The sequence below is a fragment of the Streptococcus halichoeri genome (assembly GCF_009870755.1).
Lineage (GTDB): Bacteria > Bacillota > Bacilli > Lactobacillales > Streptococcaceae > Streptococcus > Streptococcus halichoeri.
Genome location: NZ_WLZU01000035.1, coordinates 1 through 16072, shown reverse-complemented (window position 1 = coordinate 16072; position 16072 = coordinate 1). Strand labels below are relative to the sequence as shown.

The 16072-nt window shown below is 43.0% G+C and carries 12 protein-coding genes; 8 read left to right on the top strand and 4 right to left on the bottom strand.

Going from position 1 to position 16072, the window contains the following annotated elements; genetic code table 11:
* Positions 1–261 precede the first annotated feature (261 nt).
* The 7 genes from plsX to purH all read left to right on the top strand — a co-directional run bounded on the left by plsX (position 262) and on the right by purH (position 11047).
* Positions 262–1269, top strand: coding sequence for a phosphate acyltransferase PlsX (plsX, locus tag GWD08_RS07940; protein WP_159565119.1), 1008 nt, complete (start codon positions 262–264; stop codon positions 1267–1269).
* A gap of 396 nt (positions 1270–1665) precedes the next feature.
* Positions 1666–2382: a phosphoribosylaminoimidazolesuccinocarboxamide synthase gene (purC, locus tag GWD08_RS07935; protein ID WP_159549418.1), complete on the top strand. Its 717-nt coding sequence runs from the start codon at positions 1666–1668 to the stop codon at positions 2380–2382.
* 49 nt (positions 2383–2431) lie between these two features.
* Positions 2432–6169 (top strand): phosphoribosylformylglycinamidine synthase, encoded by a 3738-nt coding sequence (locus GWD08_RS07930; protein ID WP_159565117.1) that lies wholly within the window; start codon positions 2432–2434, stop codon positions 6167–6169.
* 124 nt (positions 6170–6293) lie between these two features.
* Positions 6294–7751 carry an amidophosphoribosyltransferase gene (purF, locus tag GWD08_RS07925; protein WP_159549425.1) on the top strand — a complete coding sequence of 486 codons (1458 nt, stop codon included), beginning with the start codon at positions 6294–6296 and terminating at the stop codon, positions 7749–7751.
* Between the two features lie 24 nt (positions 7752–7775).
* Positions 7776–8798 (top strand): phosphoribosylformylglycinamidine cyclo-ligase, encoded by a 1023-nt coding sequence (gene purM / locus GWD08_RS07920; protein ID WP_159549428.1) that lies wholly within the window; start codon positions 7776–7778, stop codon positions 8796–8798.
* Positions 8795–9349 carry a phosphoribosylglycinamide formyltransferase gene (purN, locus tag GWD08_RS07915; protein WP_159549431.1) on the top strand — a complete coding sequence of 185 codons (555 nt, stop codon included), beginning with the start codon at positions 8795–8797 and terminating at the stop codon, positions 9347–9349. Before purM ends, purN begins: the two co-directional genes overlap by 4 nt.
* A 150-nt stretch (positions 9350–9499) precedes the next feature.
* Positions 9500–11047 carry a bifunctional phosphoribosylaminoimidazolecarboxamide formyltransferase/IMP cyclohydrolase gene (purH, locus tag GWD08_RS07910; RefSeq protein WP_159549488.1) on the top strand — a complete coding sequence of 516 codons (1548 nt, stop codon included), beginning with the start codon at positions 9500–9502 and terminating at the stop codon, positions 11045–11047.
* A gap of 192 nt (positions 11048–11239) precedes the next feature.
* On the opposite strand, the gene scrM is transcribed toward purH, so the two are convergent.
* The 4 genes from scrM to GWD08_RS07890 form a co-directional block, all read right to left on the bottom strand.
* Positions 11240–12331, bottom strand: a complete 1092-nt coding sequence (scrM, locus tag GWD08_RS07905; protein WP_159549434.1) for a peptidoglycan hydrolase ScrM — start codon at positions 12329–12331, stop codon at positions 11240–11242.
* A gap of 156 nt (positions 12332–12487) precedes the next feature.
* Positions 12488–13135 (bottom strand): pyroglutamyl-peptidase I, encoded by a 648-nt coding sequence (gene pcp / locus GWD08_RS07900; RefSeq protein WP_159545952.1) that lies wholly within the window; start codon positions 13133–13135, stop codon positions 12488–12490.
* A gap of 35 nt (positions 13136–13170) precedes the next feature.
* Complete coding sequence (locus tag GWD08_RS07895; RefSeq protein ID WP_159545950.1) at positions 13171–14094, bottom strand: DUF979 domain-containing protein; 924 nt, start codon at positions 14092–14094, stop codon at positions 13171–13173.
* Positions 14095–14097: 3 nt separating this feature from the next.
* On the bottom strand, positions 14098–14775 hold the full coding sequence (locus GWD08_RS07890; protein ID WP_159545948.1) for a DUF969 domain-containing protein: 678 nt from the start codon (positions 14773–14775) through the stop codon (positions 14098–14100).
* Positions 14776–14993: 218 nt separating this feature from the next.
* Between GWD08_RS07890 and GWD08_RS07885 the strand changes: the two genes are divergently transcribed.
* Entirely contained in the window at positions 14994–15710 is a 717-nt protein-coding gene (locus GWD08_RS07885; RefSeq protein ID WP_159549437.1) for a glutaminyl-peptide cyclotransferase, read from the top strand.
* Positions 15711–16072 lie beyond the last annotated feature (362 nt).

The following is a 16072-nucleotide window of genomic DNA, read 5'->3' as shown; positions in this document are numbered from 1 at the left end:
AATGCCATAACTATAGTATAGCATACATTGCCGTTCACAACAATAAATAGAGATAAAAAATCAAAAGAAATACCGCTGTTATCGCAAAAACAACCCCTGCGAAGTCAATTAACTGATAAACTCGGGAGATTAAGGATCCTGCGAGTGATCTTGAGAGGAAGTCTTGATGACATGAGGCTGTTGCTGAAGGCTGCTTAGCTTTATGCTATAATGGAGTTATTCTGTTTAATTTTAGGTAATAAGAATAAGGAGTGATGAGGTATGAAACGAATTGCAGTTGATGCTATGGGTGGCGATAATGCTCCTAAGGCAATTATTGAAGGCGTTAATAGAGCTATTGAAGCTTTTGAGGATATTGAGATTCAGCTCTTTGGTGATGAGGAAAAAATTAAACCTTATTTAACTGCCACAGAACGCGTTACGATTTTCCATACGGATGAAAAAATTGATTCCAATGATGAACCGGCAAAAGCCATTCGACGAAAAAAGCAGGCTTCAATGGTCTTAGCCGCTAAGGCGGTTAGAGATGGTCAAGCAGATGCAGTGTTATCAGCTGGAAATACCGGTGCATTGCTGGCAGCAGGCTTATTTGTGGTAGGACGTATCAAGGGTATTGACCGACCCGGTCTTTTATCGACCTTGCCAACGACTGATGGCACAGGTTTTGATATGTTGGATTTGGGGGCTAATGCTGAAAATACGGCTAGTCAGCTTCAGCAGTTTGCTGTTTTGGGTTCTTTTTATGCTCATCATGTCCGTGGGATTGACAAACCACGAGTAGGCTTATTAAATAACGGGACTGAGGAGATGAAAGGTGATCCTTTACGCAAGGAAGCCTACCAACTGCTTGCTAGTGATGCCAGATTTCATTTTATTGGTAATATTGAAGCAAGAGATTTAATGACTGGTGTGGCTGATGTTGTGGTCGCTGATGGTTTCACGGGAAACGCTGTTTTAAAATCGATTGAAGGGACAGCGCAAGCCATTCTTAGCCAATTAAAAACATCTATTAAAAGTGGTGGCTTCAAAGCTAAAGTGGGAGCCTTGCTCCTTAAAAGTAGTTTGTATGATATGAAGAAATCTTTGGATTATTCAAGTGCCGGCGGAGCTGTATTATTTGGTATTAAAGCTCCCGTGGTAAAATCACACGGTTCAAGTGATGCAACTTCCATCTTCTTTACGCTTAAGCAGATTCGTCAAATGCTTGACTCACATGTTGTTGGGCAATTGGTTGAAACTTTTGCACAAGAGCAAGCTTTTGAGGAATAGCTAAGCTGTGTCCATTAGCTGAGTTGGCTGAGCCAATTCTTCGTGCCTATATAGGCTTTCTTTGGCTGCAAGCTTGGAGGAGCAAAAAGTGGCCATGAAGCTCGTGAAGTTTGGTGTATAAGGGTGACTGTTATGTGGCAACGTCATTTAATTCGTCTAGTTTTTGTGTTTACAAGCTCATAGCTGTGCTGAGGTAATCGACGCAGCAAGCAGTTAAAGAATGATTTTAAAAATAGTGAGGACGAGGCTGTGCTGGTTAGGCGCTGCTTGTGTCCTCTTTTTTTGTGCAAAAAAACGAATGTTAACTTTATTAAAAGATGGAATATCCAATAAAAGTTGAACATTTATGCTTATTATGGTATGATTTAATAAAAAATAATATAAAAGGCGAACGATATGAAGGAGAATCAACTTATTTATTCAGGTAAGGCTAAAGACCTTTATAGCACTGCTGATGAACAGATGATCCGAGTAGTTTACAAAGATCAAGTGACCATGCTTAATGGGCTAAAAAAAGAAGTTGCTATCGGCAAAGGCGCTCTTAATAATAAAATCTCATCTTTGTTGTTTACTAAATTAAATCAGGCTGGTATTTCCACGCATTTTATTAAGCAACTATCTGAGACAGAACAGCTTAACCAGCGTGTGACGATTATTCCACTTGAAGTTGTTCTACGAAATGTGGCAGCAGGTTCATTTTGTAAACGCTTTGGCTTGCCAGAAGGGCAGCTCCTATCAGAGCCGATTATTGAATTTTATTATAAGCAAGATGCCTTGGACGATCCTTTGATGAATGAGGATCATATTCGGGCGCTAGCGATTGCAGATCAGGCTACCATTGAGGCAATTAAGGCAGAGACTAAGCGAGTTAACCACTTATTAAAAGCTTGGTTTGCTTCTATAGATTTGCAACTGGTTGATTTTAAACTAGAATTTGGCTTTGCTCATGACCAGCGTTTGCTCTTAGCTGATGAATTTTCCCCAGACAATTGTCGGTTATGGGATAGGGCGGGAAGGCATATGGACAAGGATGTCTTTCGGCGTGATTTGGGAAACCTCGTGGAAGTGTACCAAGCTGTTTATGATAAATTAAAAGCCTTAGACGAGGCTTAGTGCCTGATAATGATTGAGCAAAGAAATAACCTTTTAAGGGAAGGAAAGCATGGATAAACGGATTTTTGTTGAAAAAAAAGCAGCCTTTGGGACAAAAGCACACGCACTTCGTCACGAATTGATTCAACATTTGCAATTGACGACGTTAACAGACCTGCGTCTTATTCAAGTTTATGAAATCTTTAATATTGAGCAGGATCTTTTAAAGCAAGCCCAAAAGCATTTATTTGCAGAGTCGGTCACAGATACCTTACGTGATGAGCAACAGATGCATGCTTGCTTAGAGGCGTCTACTTTCTTTGCGATTGAGCCTTTACCTGGCCAATTTGACCAGGCGGCAGCTAGTGCCCAGGATGCTTTGTTCTTGCTAGGCGGAGCTCAGCAGACGTGTGTCCATACAGCGCAGCTATATCTCTTAAATCAAGACATTTCCGAGCAAGAATTGGCTGCTATTAAGACCTATCTACTCAACCCTGTGGATTCTCGTTTGAAAGATGTGACGGGGCCTCTGGCGATGCAAGATTTTTTAGCGCAAGAGACTATTATTCCACGGTTGGATTTCTTTTTAGGGTATGATGCTCATGATTTTGCGGTTTATAAGGCTGAGGCCGGTCTTGCAATGGAGGTGGCTGATCTTCTTTACATTCAAGCTTATTACAAGTCAATGGACCGTGTGCCAACAGAAACGGAAATAAAGGTTTTAGATACGTATTGGTCGGATCATTGCCGGCATACGACCTTTGAAACAGCGCTAAAAGAGATTGATTTTTCGGCTTCCAAATTTGAAAAGCAACTGCAGGCAAGCTATGACAAGTATGTAGCTATGCGCCGGGAATTAGGGCGAGAAGACAAGCCGCAAACCTTGATGGATATGGCAACAATCTTTGGTCGCTATGAACGTGCAAAGGGGCGGCTTGATGATATGGAAGTGTCTGATGAAATCAATGCTTGTTCGGTGGAAATTGAAGTGGATGTCAATGGGGTTAAAGAGCCATGGCTATTGATGTTCAAAAATGAAACGCATAATCACCCTACAGAAATTGAGCCCTTTGGTGGAGCAGCAACCTGTATTGGTGGAGCCATTCGTGACCCCTTGTCTGGTCGCTCCTATGTTTATCAGGCTATGCGCATTTCTGGCGCCGGCGATATTACCCTGCCTTATGCGGCTACCCGCAAGGGGAAATTGCCACAGGAGATGATTTCAAAAACAGCGGCGCAGGGCTATTCTTCCTATGGAAATCAAATTGGCCTAGCGACCACCTATGTGAGAGAGTTCTTCCATCCGGGCTTTGTAGCCAAGCGAATGGAGCTTGGGGCTGTGGTGGGAGCTGTTCCAAAAGACAATGTAGTGCGGGAAAAACCACAAGCAGGAGATCTTGTGATTCTTTTAGGTGGTGCGACTGGCCGTGATGGCATAGGTGGTGCGACCGGTTCTTCTAAGGTTCAGACTCAGGCTTCTGTCGAAACGGCTGGCGCTGAGGTTCAAAAAGGAAATGCAATAGAAGAACGTAAACTCCAACGACTTTTTCGTAAACGCCAGGTGACCCGTTTGATTAAAAAGGCCAATGACTTTGGGGCGGGCGGTGTTTGTGTTGCTATCGGTGAGCTTGCTGCTGGCCTTGAAATTGATCTAAACAAGGTGCCTCTAAAATACCAAGGTCTGACGGGGACAGAAATTGCTATTTCAGAATCCCAAGAACGGATGGCCGTAGTGGTACGAGAACAAGATGCTCAAACATTTATAAATGAGTGCCATCAAGAAAATATTCATGCCGTTGTGGTGGCTCATGTCACTGAAAAAGCTAACCTTGTGATGACATGGAATGGTCAAACCATTGTTGATATTGAGCGTCGTTTTCTTGATACCAATGGGGTACGAGCAGAAGTGACTGCCAAGGTTGTTGACAAGGACCTTGCCTTACCAGAAGTGCGACAAACCAGTATTTTGACTTTAGAAGCTGACACCAAGGCTGTTTTAGCCGATTTAAACCATAGTTCTCAAAAAGGTCTGCAGACTCTTTTTGACAGTTCGGTTGGTCGCTCAACTGTTAATCATCCTCTAGGTGGTCGCTATCAGCTGACTCCAACGGAAAGCTCAGTGCAAAAGCTCCCTGTCCAAAATGGACTAACAAAAACAGCTTCTGTGATGGCTCATGGTTATCATCCTTTTCTTGCAGAATGGTCGCCCTACCACGGAGCAGCCTTTGCCGTTATTGAAGCAACAGCATGCTTGGTGGCGACAGGAGCGCAGTGGACCAAGGCTCGCTTTTCTTATCAAGAATATTTTGAGCGCATGGATCAGCAAACAGAGCGGTTTGGTCAGCCAGTAGCGGCTCTCCTTGGTTCTATTGAAGCTCAGATACAGCTAGGTTTACCTGCTATTGGTGGGAAAGACTCTATGTCAGGCACCTTTGAAGAATTAAAGGTACCTCCCACTCTGGTGGCCTTTGGTATTACTACTGCCCATACGGATCAAGTCCTATCACCAGAATTTAAAGCTGCTGGTCAGAAGATCTACTATCTGCCAGGTGCGGCTTTATCCCAAGAGATTGCCTTTGACCTGATTAAAGCTAATTTTTCTAACTTTAAAGCCATCCAAGAAAAGTATCCCATCACAGCGGCAGCAGCTGTCAAATACGGCGGAGTGCTGGAGAGTTTGGCGCTCATGACTTTTGGCAATCGCATTGGCGCCCAGGTCCAGCTCGATCAGGTTGAAGACAGTTTAAGTGCACAATTGGGAGGCTTTATCTTTACCAGTCCTTTGGAAATTGCAGAGCTTGTGTCGATTGGGCAGACCACTGAGGACTTTACGGTGACGGTTAACCAGACAGTGCTTTCTGGAGCAGCGCTGCTTGAAGCCTTCGAAGGCAAACTAGAAGCTGTCTATCCCACCACATTTGACCAGGCCACTGAACTAGCCGATGTACCAGCAGTAGCCTCAAAGGCAGTTGTCCAAGCCAAAGAAGTCATTGACCAGCCCTTGGTTTATATTCCTGTATTTCCAGGAACCAACTCAGAATACGACTCTGCCAAGGCTTTTGAACAGGCCGGGGCGCGTGTTGAGGTAGTGCCATTTGTTACCTTAACTGAAGCAGCGATTCAAGCATCTGTTGCCACAATGGTAGACCATATCGAAAAAGCCAATATTATCTTTTTGGCTGGCGGCTTTTCAGCTGCCGATGAGCCAGATGGTTCAGCAAAATTCATCGTCAACGTTCTTTTAAATGCCCAAGTGCGTGCAGCCATTGAAGCTTTTCTGGAAAAAGGTGGTTTGATGATTGGGATTTGCAATGGTTTTCAAGCACTGATAAAATCTGGTTTACTTCCTTATGGAAAGTTTGACACAGCTAGTGCAACCAGTCCCACCCTTTTTGCCAATGATGCTAATCAACACGTCGCCAAGATGGTGGAAACCCGTATCGCTAATACCAACTCGCCTTGGCTACAGGGGGTCTCGGTTGGCGATATTCATACCATTCCCGTATCACATGGCGAAGGAAAATTTGTTGTATCACAAGAAGAATTTGCAGAATTACGTGATAATGGGCAAATCTTTAGCCAATACGTTGATTTTAATGGGCAACCAAGCATGGACTCTGTCTATAACCCTAATGGCTCTATTCATGCTATTGAAGGGATTACAAGTAAGAACGGTCAAATAATTGGCAAAATGGGGCACTCTGAACGTTATGAAGCTGGTCTATTTCAAAATATTCCCGGTCAAAAAGAACAACAGTTGTTTGTGTCAGCTGTGAAACACTTTACACAAAAAGGATTAAAAGATTAAGCATAGTCACCCTTGTTCCTGCTAGAGAACTTGATAATTGACTATTCAAGAGAAAGTTAGACAAAATAGCCCAGAGGGAGCTGTTTTGCAATTATTTTCCTTTCAACTCGTTTATGAGGTAAATATGACATACGAAGTAAAATCACTCAATGAAGAGTGTGGGGTCTTTGGCATTTGGGGACACCCTCAAGCTGCTCAAGTCACCTATTTTGGTCTACATAGTTTGCAACACCGTGGTCAAGAAGGTGCAGGCATTATCACAAATGCTAAAGGACAATTACACCAGCATCGTGCTACAGGTCTCTTGTCAGACGTTTTTAAAGACCCTAAAGATTTAGAAAAACTCATCGGAACAGCTGCTATTGGCCATGTGCGCTATGCTACGGCTGGAACAGCTTCTATTAATAACATTCAACCTTTTCTTTATAACTTTACTGATGCTCAATTTGGCTTATGTCACAATGGTAATTTAACCAATGCCCTGTCGCTTAAACAGGAATTGGAAAGAGAAGGGGCGATCTTTAATGCGTCATCGGATACGGAAATCTTGATGCACTTGATTCGCCGTAGCCAAGAACCTGAGTTTTTAGATAAGTTAAAAGCTGCTTTAAACCAAGTCAAGGGCGGTTTTGCCTATCTCTTGATGACTGAGGATAAGCTGATAGCCGCCTTGGATCCAAATGGCTTTAGACCTTTGTCCATCGGTCAAATGAAAAATGGAGCCTGGGTTGTCTCTAGTGAGACCTGTGCCTTTGAAGTGATTGGTGCAAAGTGGATACGTGATGTTTTACCAGGACAAATCGTTATTATTGATGATTCTGGTCTTAAGATTGATCATTACACCGCTGATACGCAGCTTGCCATCTGTGCTATGGAATATATTTATTTTGCGCGGCCAGATTCAACAATTTATGGTGTGAATGTGCATACTGCTAGAAAAAATATGGGTCGGCGCCTAGCTCAGGAATTTAAGCATGAGGCGGATATTGTGATTGGTGTTCCTAATTCCTCCCTATCAGCGGCCATGGGTTTTGCTGAGGCATCTGGTTTGCCAAATGAAATGGGGCTGGTTAAGAATCAATACACCCAAAGAACCTTCATTCAGCCCACTCAGGAATTGCGTGAGCAAGGTGTTCGTATGAAGCTGTCAGCTGTTTCAGGAGTGGTTAAGGGCAAGCGCGTGGTGATGGTTGATGACTCGATTGTTCGAGGGACGACCTCCCGGCGGATCGTCAAGCTTTTACGCGAAGCTGGTGCTAAAGAAGTGCATGTCGCTATTGGTAGCCCAGAATTAAAATACCCTTGTTTTTATGGCATTGATATTCAAACGCGGCGGGAATTGATTTCGGCAAATCATCAGCGAGATGAAGTTTGCAAGATTATTGGTGCTGATAGTTTAACTTATTTATCTTTGCCCGGCTTGATTGATGCCATTGGTTTAGAAACAGATGCCCCAAATGGTGGCCTATGTGTGGCTTACTTTGATGGTAACTATCCAACACCTCTCTATGATTACGAAGCAGCTTACCTAAAAAGTTTAGAAGAACAGGTTAGCTTTCATATTGATCAAGTGACAAAATAGCTTTGCGATAAAAAGGAGTGCTAAATGACAGAAAAAAATGCTTATGCGCAATCAGGTGTAGATGTGGAAGCAGGCTATGAAGTGGTCGAGCGAATTAAAAAGCATGTGGAGCGGACCAAACGCCAAGGTGTACTTGGTGGTCTGGGTGGCTTTGGTGGCATGTTTGATTTGTCAGGCATGGCTCTAAAGGAGCCTGTGTTAATTTCTGGTACAGATGGCGTGGGTACAAAACTAATGCTGGCTATGAAATATGATAAACATGACACGATTGGCCAAGACTGTGTGGCCATGTGCGTCAATGATATTATTGCTGCCGGAGCAGAACCACTTTATTTCCTGGATTACATTGCAACCGGTAAAAATCAACCAGCTAAGCTAGAACAAATAGTTGCCGGTGTAGCTGCTGGATGCCTTCAAGCAGGAGCTGCACTGATTGGGGGCGAGACGGCAGAAATGCCTGGTATGTATGGGCCAGATGAGTATGATTTAGCTGGCTTTGCAGTTGGCGTCGCTGAGAAGTCTCAGATTATTGATGGTTCTAGAGTTGCAGAAGGAGATATTCTTTTAGGCCTAGCCTCAAGCGGCTTGCATTCCAACGGCTACTCGCTAGTCAGACAGGTGTTTGCTGATTACACAGGCGAGGAGGTGCTTCCTGAATTAGCAGGTAAAAAACTTAAGGAAGTACTGCTTGAGCCCACACGGATCTATGTAACAGCTCTGCAACCTCTCCTTAAAACCGGCCTGATTAAGGGTGTTGCCCATATCACTGGTGGTGGTTTTGTGGAAAATATCCCCCGAATGTTCTCCCAAGACTTGGCCGCAGAGATTGATGAGACAAAATGGCCAGTGCCACCAATCTTTAAGGTTATCGAAAAGCATGGTCACATCAAGCACACAGAAATGTTTGAAATTTTCAATATGGGTATTGGCATGATCTTAGCAGTTGCGCCAGAACACCTTGCCCTGGTTAAAGAAAGTCTAGCTGAACCGGCTTATGAAGTGGGTCGCATTATTAGTAAAAAAGATAAAAGTGTGGTGATTGCATGACAAAAAACCTAGCTGTTTTTGCTTCGGGCCAGGGGTCTAACTTTCAGGAAATAGCAGAGCAGTTCCCTGTTAGCTTTTTGTTCACCGATAAACGCCAAGCTTACGCTTTAAAACGAGCAGCAAAACTGGGGGTCCAATATTATAGCTTTGAGCTGAATGAATTTTCAAGCAAGGTGGCCTATGAAGAAGCAATCATTGCTTTATTAGAAAAACATGACATCGATCTAATTTGTCTGGCGGGTTACATGAAAATTGTGGGACCAGCCTTGTTACAAGCCTATGAAGGCCGTATTATTAATATTCACCCCGCCTACTTACCTGAATTTCCAGGGGCACATGGTATTAAAGATGCTTGGCAGGCCGGTGTGGAAACATCAGGAGTAACGGTTCATTGGGTTGATAGGGGCATTGATACAGGTCAGATCATTAAGCAAGTGCGGGTACCTCGCCTCAAAGATGACACCTTAGAAAGTTTTGAAGCCCGAATTCATGCCGCAGAACGCAAGCTCTATGCTGAAGTTTTACGTGAACTTGGGCTTAAATCAAAATAATATTAGTTTGATTAATAGAAAAGATAGTAAAAGAAAGGAAAGAGGTCTGAGCGGAAAGTTGCTCCTTTAAACAAGATACTTTTAAGAGAAGGTCTATGTGAGATAGTTTAAATAAGCTCTGCTTTCTAATCGTTCTTGACAATTGATATGATAACAAAACGTGCACTTATAAGTGTTGCTGATAAAAGTGGCATTGTCGCCTTTGCCAAAACCTTAAGGCAGCTTGGCTGGGAGATTATCTCAACGGGAGGAACAAAGGCAAGCCTTGATGCGGCTGGGATTGACACTATTGCAATTGAAGATGTGACGGGCTTTCCCGAAATGATGGATGGACGGGTTAAAACCCTACATCCTAATATCCATGGTGGGTTATTGGCGCGTCGTGATTTAGCAAGTCACCTCACTGCTGTCCAAGAAAATCAGCTCAGCTTGATTGACTTGGTGGTGGTCAATCTTTATCCTTTTAAAGAAACGATTAGTAAGCCACAAGTGACTTATGAGCAAGCTGTTGAAAATATTGATATTGGTGGCCCTTCCATGCTACGCTCAGCTGCTAAAAATCATGCGAGTGTGACAGCACTTGTTGATCCCAAGGACTATGATCTCGTCTTAAGAGAGCTATCAGATCTGGGTGCGACCACTTATGAAACACGCCAACGCTTAGCTGCTAAAGTGTTTCGACATACGGCTGCATATGATGCTCTAATTGCTGATTATTTTACGACTCAAGTTGGTGAAACTCAGCCTGAAAAACTGACCCTGACCTATGACCTCAAGCAAGGAATGCGCTATGGAGAAAATCCCCAACAAGCGGCTGACTTTTATCAAAAGGCTTTACCAACAGCCTATTCCATTGCTTCAGCGAAGCAATTAAACGGCAAAGACTTGTCCTTTAACAATATCCGGGATGCTGACGCAGCCATCCGTATTATCCGTGACTTTAAAGACCAAGCCACTGTAGTTGCTTTGAAACATATGAACCCTTGTGGTATTGGCCAGGCCGATACGCTTGAACAAGCATGGGACTATGCTTATGCTGCTGACCCTGTTTCGATTTTTGGTGGGATTGTGGTCTTGAATCGCATAGTCGATGCAGCGACAGCGCAAAAAATGCATGCTATTTTCCTTGAAATCATCATTGCACCCGGCTATTCTACAGAAGCGCTAGCCATTTTGACAAGTAAAAAGAAGAACCTTCGCATCTTAGAATTACCTTTTGATGCGCAAGCTGCCAGTGAGGTTGAAGCAGAGTACACTGGTGTTGTCGGTGGCATGTTAGTCCAAAACCAAGATGTGGTTGTAGAACAGCCAGAAAACTGGCAAGTGGTGACAAGGCGGCAACCAAGTGAGCAGGAAAAAGAAGCGCTAGCCTTTGCTTGGAAAGCGATCAAATATGTCAAATCAAATGGCATTTTGATCGCTAATGACCACATGACTCTTGGCGTTGGTCCTGGTCAAACCAACCGCCTAGCTTCTGTTCGCATTGCGATTGACCAGGCTAAGGATCGGCTTGATGGCGCAGTCTTAGCCAGTGATGCTTTCTTCCCATTTTCTGATAACATTGAAGAAATTGCCGCAGCTGGCATCAAAGTCATCGTGCAGCCAGGTGGTTCCGTGCGTGACCAAGACTCCATCGATGCTGCCAACAAACATGGTATCGCCATGGTCTTTACTGGTGTCCGTCACTTTAGACATTAAGAAAATCCGCCCAAAGTATAGAGGAACAGGGGAACTAACTGTTCACTCATCCACTAGAGCAAGGGGCAAGCCTGGTTTTAGTTTTTTATTAGAATCGTTGGGGATATGAAAAGACTGATGTCTGAAACGTCCAGAAATCAGTCTCTTTATTTAGAGAATCGCTTTGCAGTAAACAAAGTTTGACCAAGAATATTATTCTCGTTGAGCTCTTTGCATGGTTACCCAGGTATTTCTGTTGCCAATTTTAACTTGAATCCCGCTTGTGGCCTTATCTACAGCTAAAATAGTGAATTTACCGGGGATGGTGATGTATTCTCCTACATGAAGGAGTTGATCCCCAAAGAAGTGTCCTTCTTGATCCGTTTCATTGACAGGTGTTGGATCAAGGTAATTCAAGGGGCCAGGGTTGTCACCGGACAAGTCAGCGCTGGTAACGAAGATGCCATTCACGCTGCTTATCTTAAAGACACCAGGAAAGGATACTAAATCTCCAACTTTGAAGTCCGCCGGATTAAGCTCAGATTGGTGAGGTTGCTTAGGAGCGTTGAGCTTTTTGATGGCCACATAGCGGCGGTTACCACTTGCTCCAATATAGGAGAGCCATTGGTAGCCATCTGCAGTTAAGACGCTATCATAAAATACAGACTGACCCTTGTCATAGTAAGCTAACTCTTGAGTGTTTACGTTAGGTTGAGGGCGAACGGCGCTGCGCTCTGTAAAGTAGTAGACACCACTTGGTGCCAAGTCGGTGCGAGTGTCCTCAGTAGTTGTCATACCATGGCTGTCTTTGAGATCCTTAAAGTGGATGAAGCCACTGGCATGGTGTTTGTGGATCTGCCGCCGGTGGTACTTATATGGCCCTTGGCCAGCATTATAATTGTATTCTTCTAGAGTAACAGAGTCGCCATTGACCTCAGCTACCCAAGCCACATGGCCGTAATTATAATCTGAGAAATTGATGCCCTTATCAAACCAGGCGACGGAGCCCACCGTTGGTTGATGGTCAACGCGGTAGCCCTGTTGACGTGCAATGTGGCCCCAGGTATCAGCATTGCCGTAACCTCTAGGCAGCGCAAAGCCATTAGCAGAACTTAAACGAAAGGCAACAAAGGATGTACATTGTCGGGTGTACATGCCCCAAGTGTCTACACCTTGACTAAGGCGCCACTGACTAGGATAGTTATCCCCAAGGACAGCAGCCTGTGTTGCTGGTGTTGTGGTCAGTAAGGACAAGGGCATACCAAATAATAGCCCTAGTGTTAATAATTGTTTTTTAAATGTCATGATATTCCTCCTGTAATTGATTATTCGAAGAAGTTCATCAAAATGGAGCAATCAGTGACATTTTTTGATAAATTTTGTGAAGAGGAGATAACAAAAGGAAAAGGGGAAGGGATTGAGACACGAAAAAAACGCCACAGCTGTGACGTTTTTAATAGTTTAGTGGGTGGTTCCCCCAATTGTTTTGAGGTCTTCTTGGTTGTTATAGTCAATAATAGCTTCGATAGCTGCTTGGATACCACGCGTAATGTCATCTAGATTCATCGCAGCGGTATTTGGCTTATCAACCACTTGTTCCATCATAAAAGGAATATGCATAAAGCCAGCTTTGGCTGAAGGAGCATATTTTTTAGCTAAGTAGAGAGCTTGATACATTAAATGGTTACAAACAAAGGTACCTGCCGAATTGGAGATAGCAGCTGGTAGCCCTGCTTTTTGAATGTAATCAACCATAGCTTTGATGGGTAAGGTTGAAAAATAAGCAGCTTCCCCATCTTCGCGAATAGCCACATCAATGGGTTGGTTTCCTTCATTATCAGCAATTCGTGCATCATCTTGATTAATGGCAACGCGTTCAGGCGTTAGGCCTGTGCGTCCACCGGCCTGACCAATACATAAAATGACATCTGGTTGTTCTGCTTTAATGTGTTTTTCAAGAATATCGGCAGATTTATGAAAAACAGTAGGAATTTCCGCTGTGACAATGGTGGTATCTTTGATGGTTTTTGGTAATTGCTTAATAGCTTCAAGGGCAGGGTTGATTGTTTCACCACCAAAGGGGTCAAAACCAGTTACAAGAATTTTCATAATGGAAGGTCCTTTCTATTTGATAGGAATAGCTACTAAAAAGCTAAGTAATACATTAATACAATGTGGATAAGAATGAGAATGATAGCGATTGGAGCTTGCTTTTTAATGACAGCATTGGGATCAGAAATTTCCATTAATGCTACCGGTAAAGCATTGAAGTTAGCGGCCATAGGTGTTAACAAGGTTCCACAAAAACCAGCTGTCATAGCCAAGGCACCCGCTACAATTGGGTCAGCCCCAAGTGCAAAGACAAAGGGTACACCAATACCAGCTGTGATAACGGTGAAGGCTGCAAAGGCATTGCCCATTATGATTGTAAAGATCACCATCCCAAGGACATAAGCCAGGACGCCAAAGAAGCGACTATCAGCTGGCACAAGTCCTCTGATCATTGAGGAAATGACTTCCCCCACTCCAGAGACTGTAAAGATTGCTCCTAATGCTCCCAGTAACTGAGGTAAGATACCACTGGTTGAGACTTGCTGGTTCATTCGGTTGTTTTCTGGAAGTAAAGCTGCGGGTCCTTTTTTGACAATCACTAAAATGACAATCGTTGCTAAAACTCCGGCAATCCCGATGGCACTTTTGCTAAATTCCGGTAGAACCCGCGCGAGTACTAAAGCGACAACGGCCATTGACATGACAGGGATGAAAATCTTATCTTTTAATTGCAGTGCACTTTGTTCGGCTTTTTCTTCATCAAGTGGTGGTAAAGTACCAATCCTAACCTTTTTCAATAGGGTTAAGACGGCGATAATAATGACAATAACACCGACAGCTTTATTTGGTAGGATTTTTCCACCCATGAAAGTTAAACTGAGCAAGCCCCAAAAAAGAGCTGTTCCAACTCGAACGGGGTTGGTGTGATCTTTAAAGGCACAATAAGCTGTGTGTGCTAATTGTAGGCCAATGATGACATAGACAATTTCTAAAACAATATCTGCTACTTGTGCCATTCCTTATCTCCTTTTCTGCGCTTTACTATGTAATTTTTGTTCAAAGAGATAGTTGTAAATGCCTACTACCACAATAGTGATCAAAGCAATAGCAACGGAAGCTGACGCAATTTTTGCAAAGTTACCATCATAGCCAAGCTGGTCTAAGGTTCCACCAATTAAAAGGACACCTCCGGCTCCAACAAAGGTATTTTGGGCAAAGAAATTCCCAAAATTTTCATTGGCTGCGGCCATTGCCTTAATATCATCTTTTTCTTTGTCTGTTAAGCTACCATTTCTGGCAATAGCTGCCGCTTCCCCCATTGGCTGAATCAATGGTCTGACAAATTGGGGGTGCCCTCCAAGTCGGATGGAGAAGAAACCAGCTAGTTCACGAATGATTAAGTACAAGGTGAAGAAACGACCAACGGTAAAAGCTTTCACCCCTTGAATCAAGTGAGTAGCACGGTGCTTAAGGCCATAGGTTTCAGACAGCCCAATTAGCGGCAAGGTAATAAAGAAGATGGAAAGAACACGCTGGTTCTGAAATTCTTTTCCTAAAATTTCTAAAAAATCCATGAAGGAAATGCCTGAGACAAGGGCGGTGACAAGGCCGGCAATCACGACTGTTGCAATGGTGTCAAATTTTAAAATGAAACCAAGGACAATAATGACTATGCCGATTAATTTAATCCATTCCATATTTTTCTCCTATTTCTTAATATTCAGATTATACCATTGAAAAGAGCATTTTGCAAAAGGGTTCTTAGAAAAGGAGAGGCAGCTTTTTACTGTTATCTATTATTAAAAAATGCTATACTATATAACATATCATTAATAGATTACTTTAATGTTCATGAGACTTTTTCGTGAACTTTTTCTTTGACTAAAATCTAATAGAAAAGAGAGGGATTGCAAGCGTGATGATTAAAGGACAGGTGCAGCTAGTAAAAACCTACACTTATTCTGAGGACTTGTACACACAAGGCATTGAGCAATTGACAAAAAACACTATTCTTATTAGTGTTGGACGTTATAGCCATTCACGAGTTGGGGTTTACCAGCTGGATAATGAAAGCTTTCAGCAAGCTTTTTGCTTGTCAGACCAAGAATTTGCCGAAGGCTTGACGATTGTTGGGGATAGTTTTTGGTTATTAACCTTTAAAGAAGGGCTTGCCTATCGTTATGACAAAAATACTTTTAGCTTGCTTCAAACAGCAACTTATGAGGGTGAGGGTTGGGGCTTGGCTTATGATCACCAGCACAATTGCCTATGGATGACAAGCGGCAATGCCTTTCTTCAAAAACGTGACCCCAACACCTTTGCTTTACTAGAGACAATTCGAGTCAGCATTGAAGGCGTGCCCATTTCCATGCTAAATGAGCTAGAGTATGTGGATGGTTATCTTTATGCCAATATTTGGCAAACCAATACGATCGTCAAGATTCAACCACAAGAAGGCAGGGTTGTTGCACATTATGATCTCTCTGATTTACTTGAAAGCCAGCAGTTAACCCCGCAGCATTATCCGAACATCAATGTTTTAAATGGCATTGCTCACCTTAAAGATCATACTTTTTTGCTTTCTGGCAAACTTTATCCGAAATTGCTGGAAGTAAACTTGCTAGATGAGTAATGCATAAAACTAAAGGCTGGTTTAGATGGTAAACCAGCTTTTTATGAGAAAGCATTGCGGGGCAGGAAAGATTTTATCTGCTATTGTAATAGGAAGAAAAACTAACAAAGCGTCACTGACTGACGCACTGATCCTAGAAAATGCTGATAGACAGCTATAAGAAGCAAAAAAAAGATGACAACAAATCGGATTTCCTTAGCAAGGCAGCATTTTAATCTTTATTTTACGAACAAATATGCTATAATCCCGAGTTTATCAGTTAATTGACTTCGCAGGGGTTGTTTTTGCGATAACAGCGGTATTTCTTTTGATTTTTTATCTCTATTTATTGTTGTGAACGGCAATGTATGCTATACTATAGT

Bases quoted from the DNA above. Each gene is read 5' to 3' on its own strand.
- plsX (WP_159565119.1), top strand. From the start codon at position 262: ATGAAACGAATTGCAGTTGATGCTATGGGTGGCGATAATGCTCCTAAG.
- purC (WP_159549418.1), top strand. From the start codon at position 1,666: ATGAAGGAGAATCAACTTATTTATTCAGGTAAGGCTAAAGACCTTTAT.
- GWD08_RS07930 (WP_159565117.1), top strand. From the start codon at position 2,432: ATGGATAAACGGATTTTTGTTGAAAAAAAAGCAGCCTTTGGGACAAAA.
- purF (WP_159549425.1), top strand. From the start codon at position 6,294: ATGACATACGAAGTAAAATCACTCAATGAAGAGTGTGGGGTCTTTGGC.
- purM (WP_159549428.1), top strand. From the start codon at position 7,776: ATGACAGAAAAAAATGCTTATGCGCAATCAGGTGTAGATGTGGAAGCA.
- purN (WP_159549431.1), top strand. From the start codon at position 8,795: ATGACAAAAAACCTAGCTGTTTTTGCTTCGGGCCAGGGGTCTAACTTT.
- scrM (WP_159549434.1), bottom strand. From the start codon at position 12,331: ATGACATTTAAAAAACAATTATTAACACTAGGGCTATTATTTGGTATG.
- pcp (WP_159545952.1), bottom strand. From the start codon at position 13,135: ATGAAAATTCTTGTAACTGGTTTTGACCCCTTTGGTGGTGAAACAATC.
- GWD08_RS07895 (WP_159545950.1), bottom strand. From the start codon at position 14,094: ATGGCACAAGTAGCAGATATTGTTTTAGAAATTGTCTATGTCATCATT.
- GWD08_RS07890 (WP_159545948.1), bottom strand. From the start codon at position 14,775: ATGGAATGGATTAAATTAATCGGCATAGTCATTATTGTCCTTGGTTTC.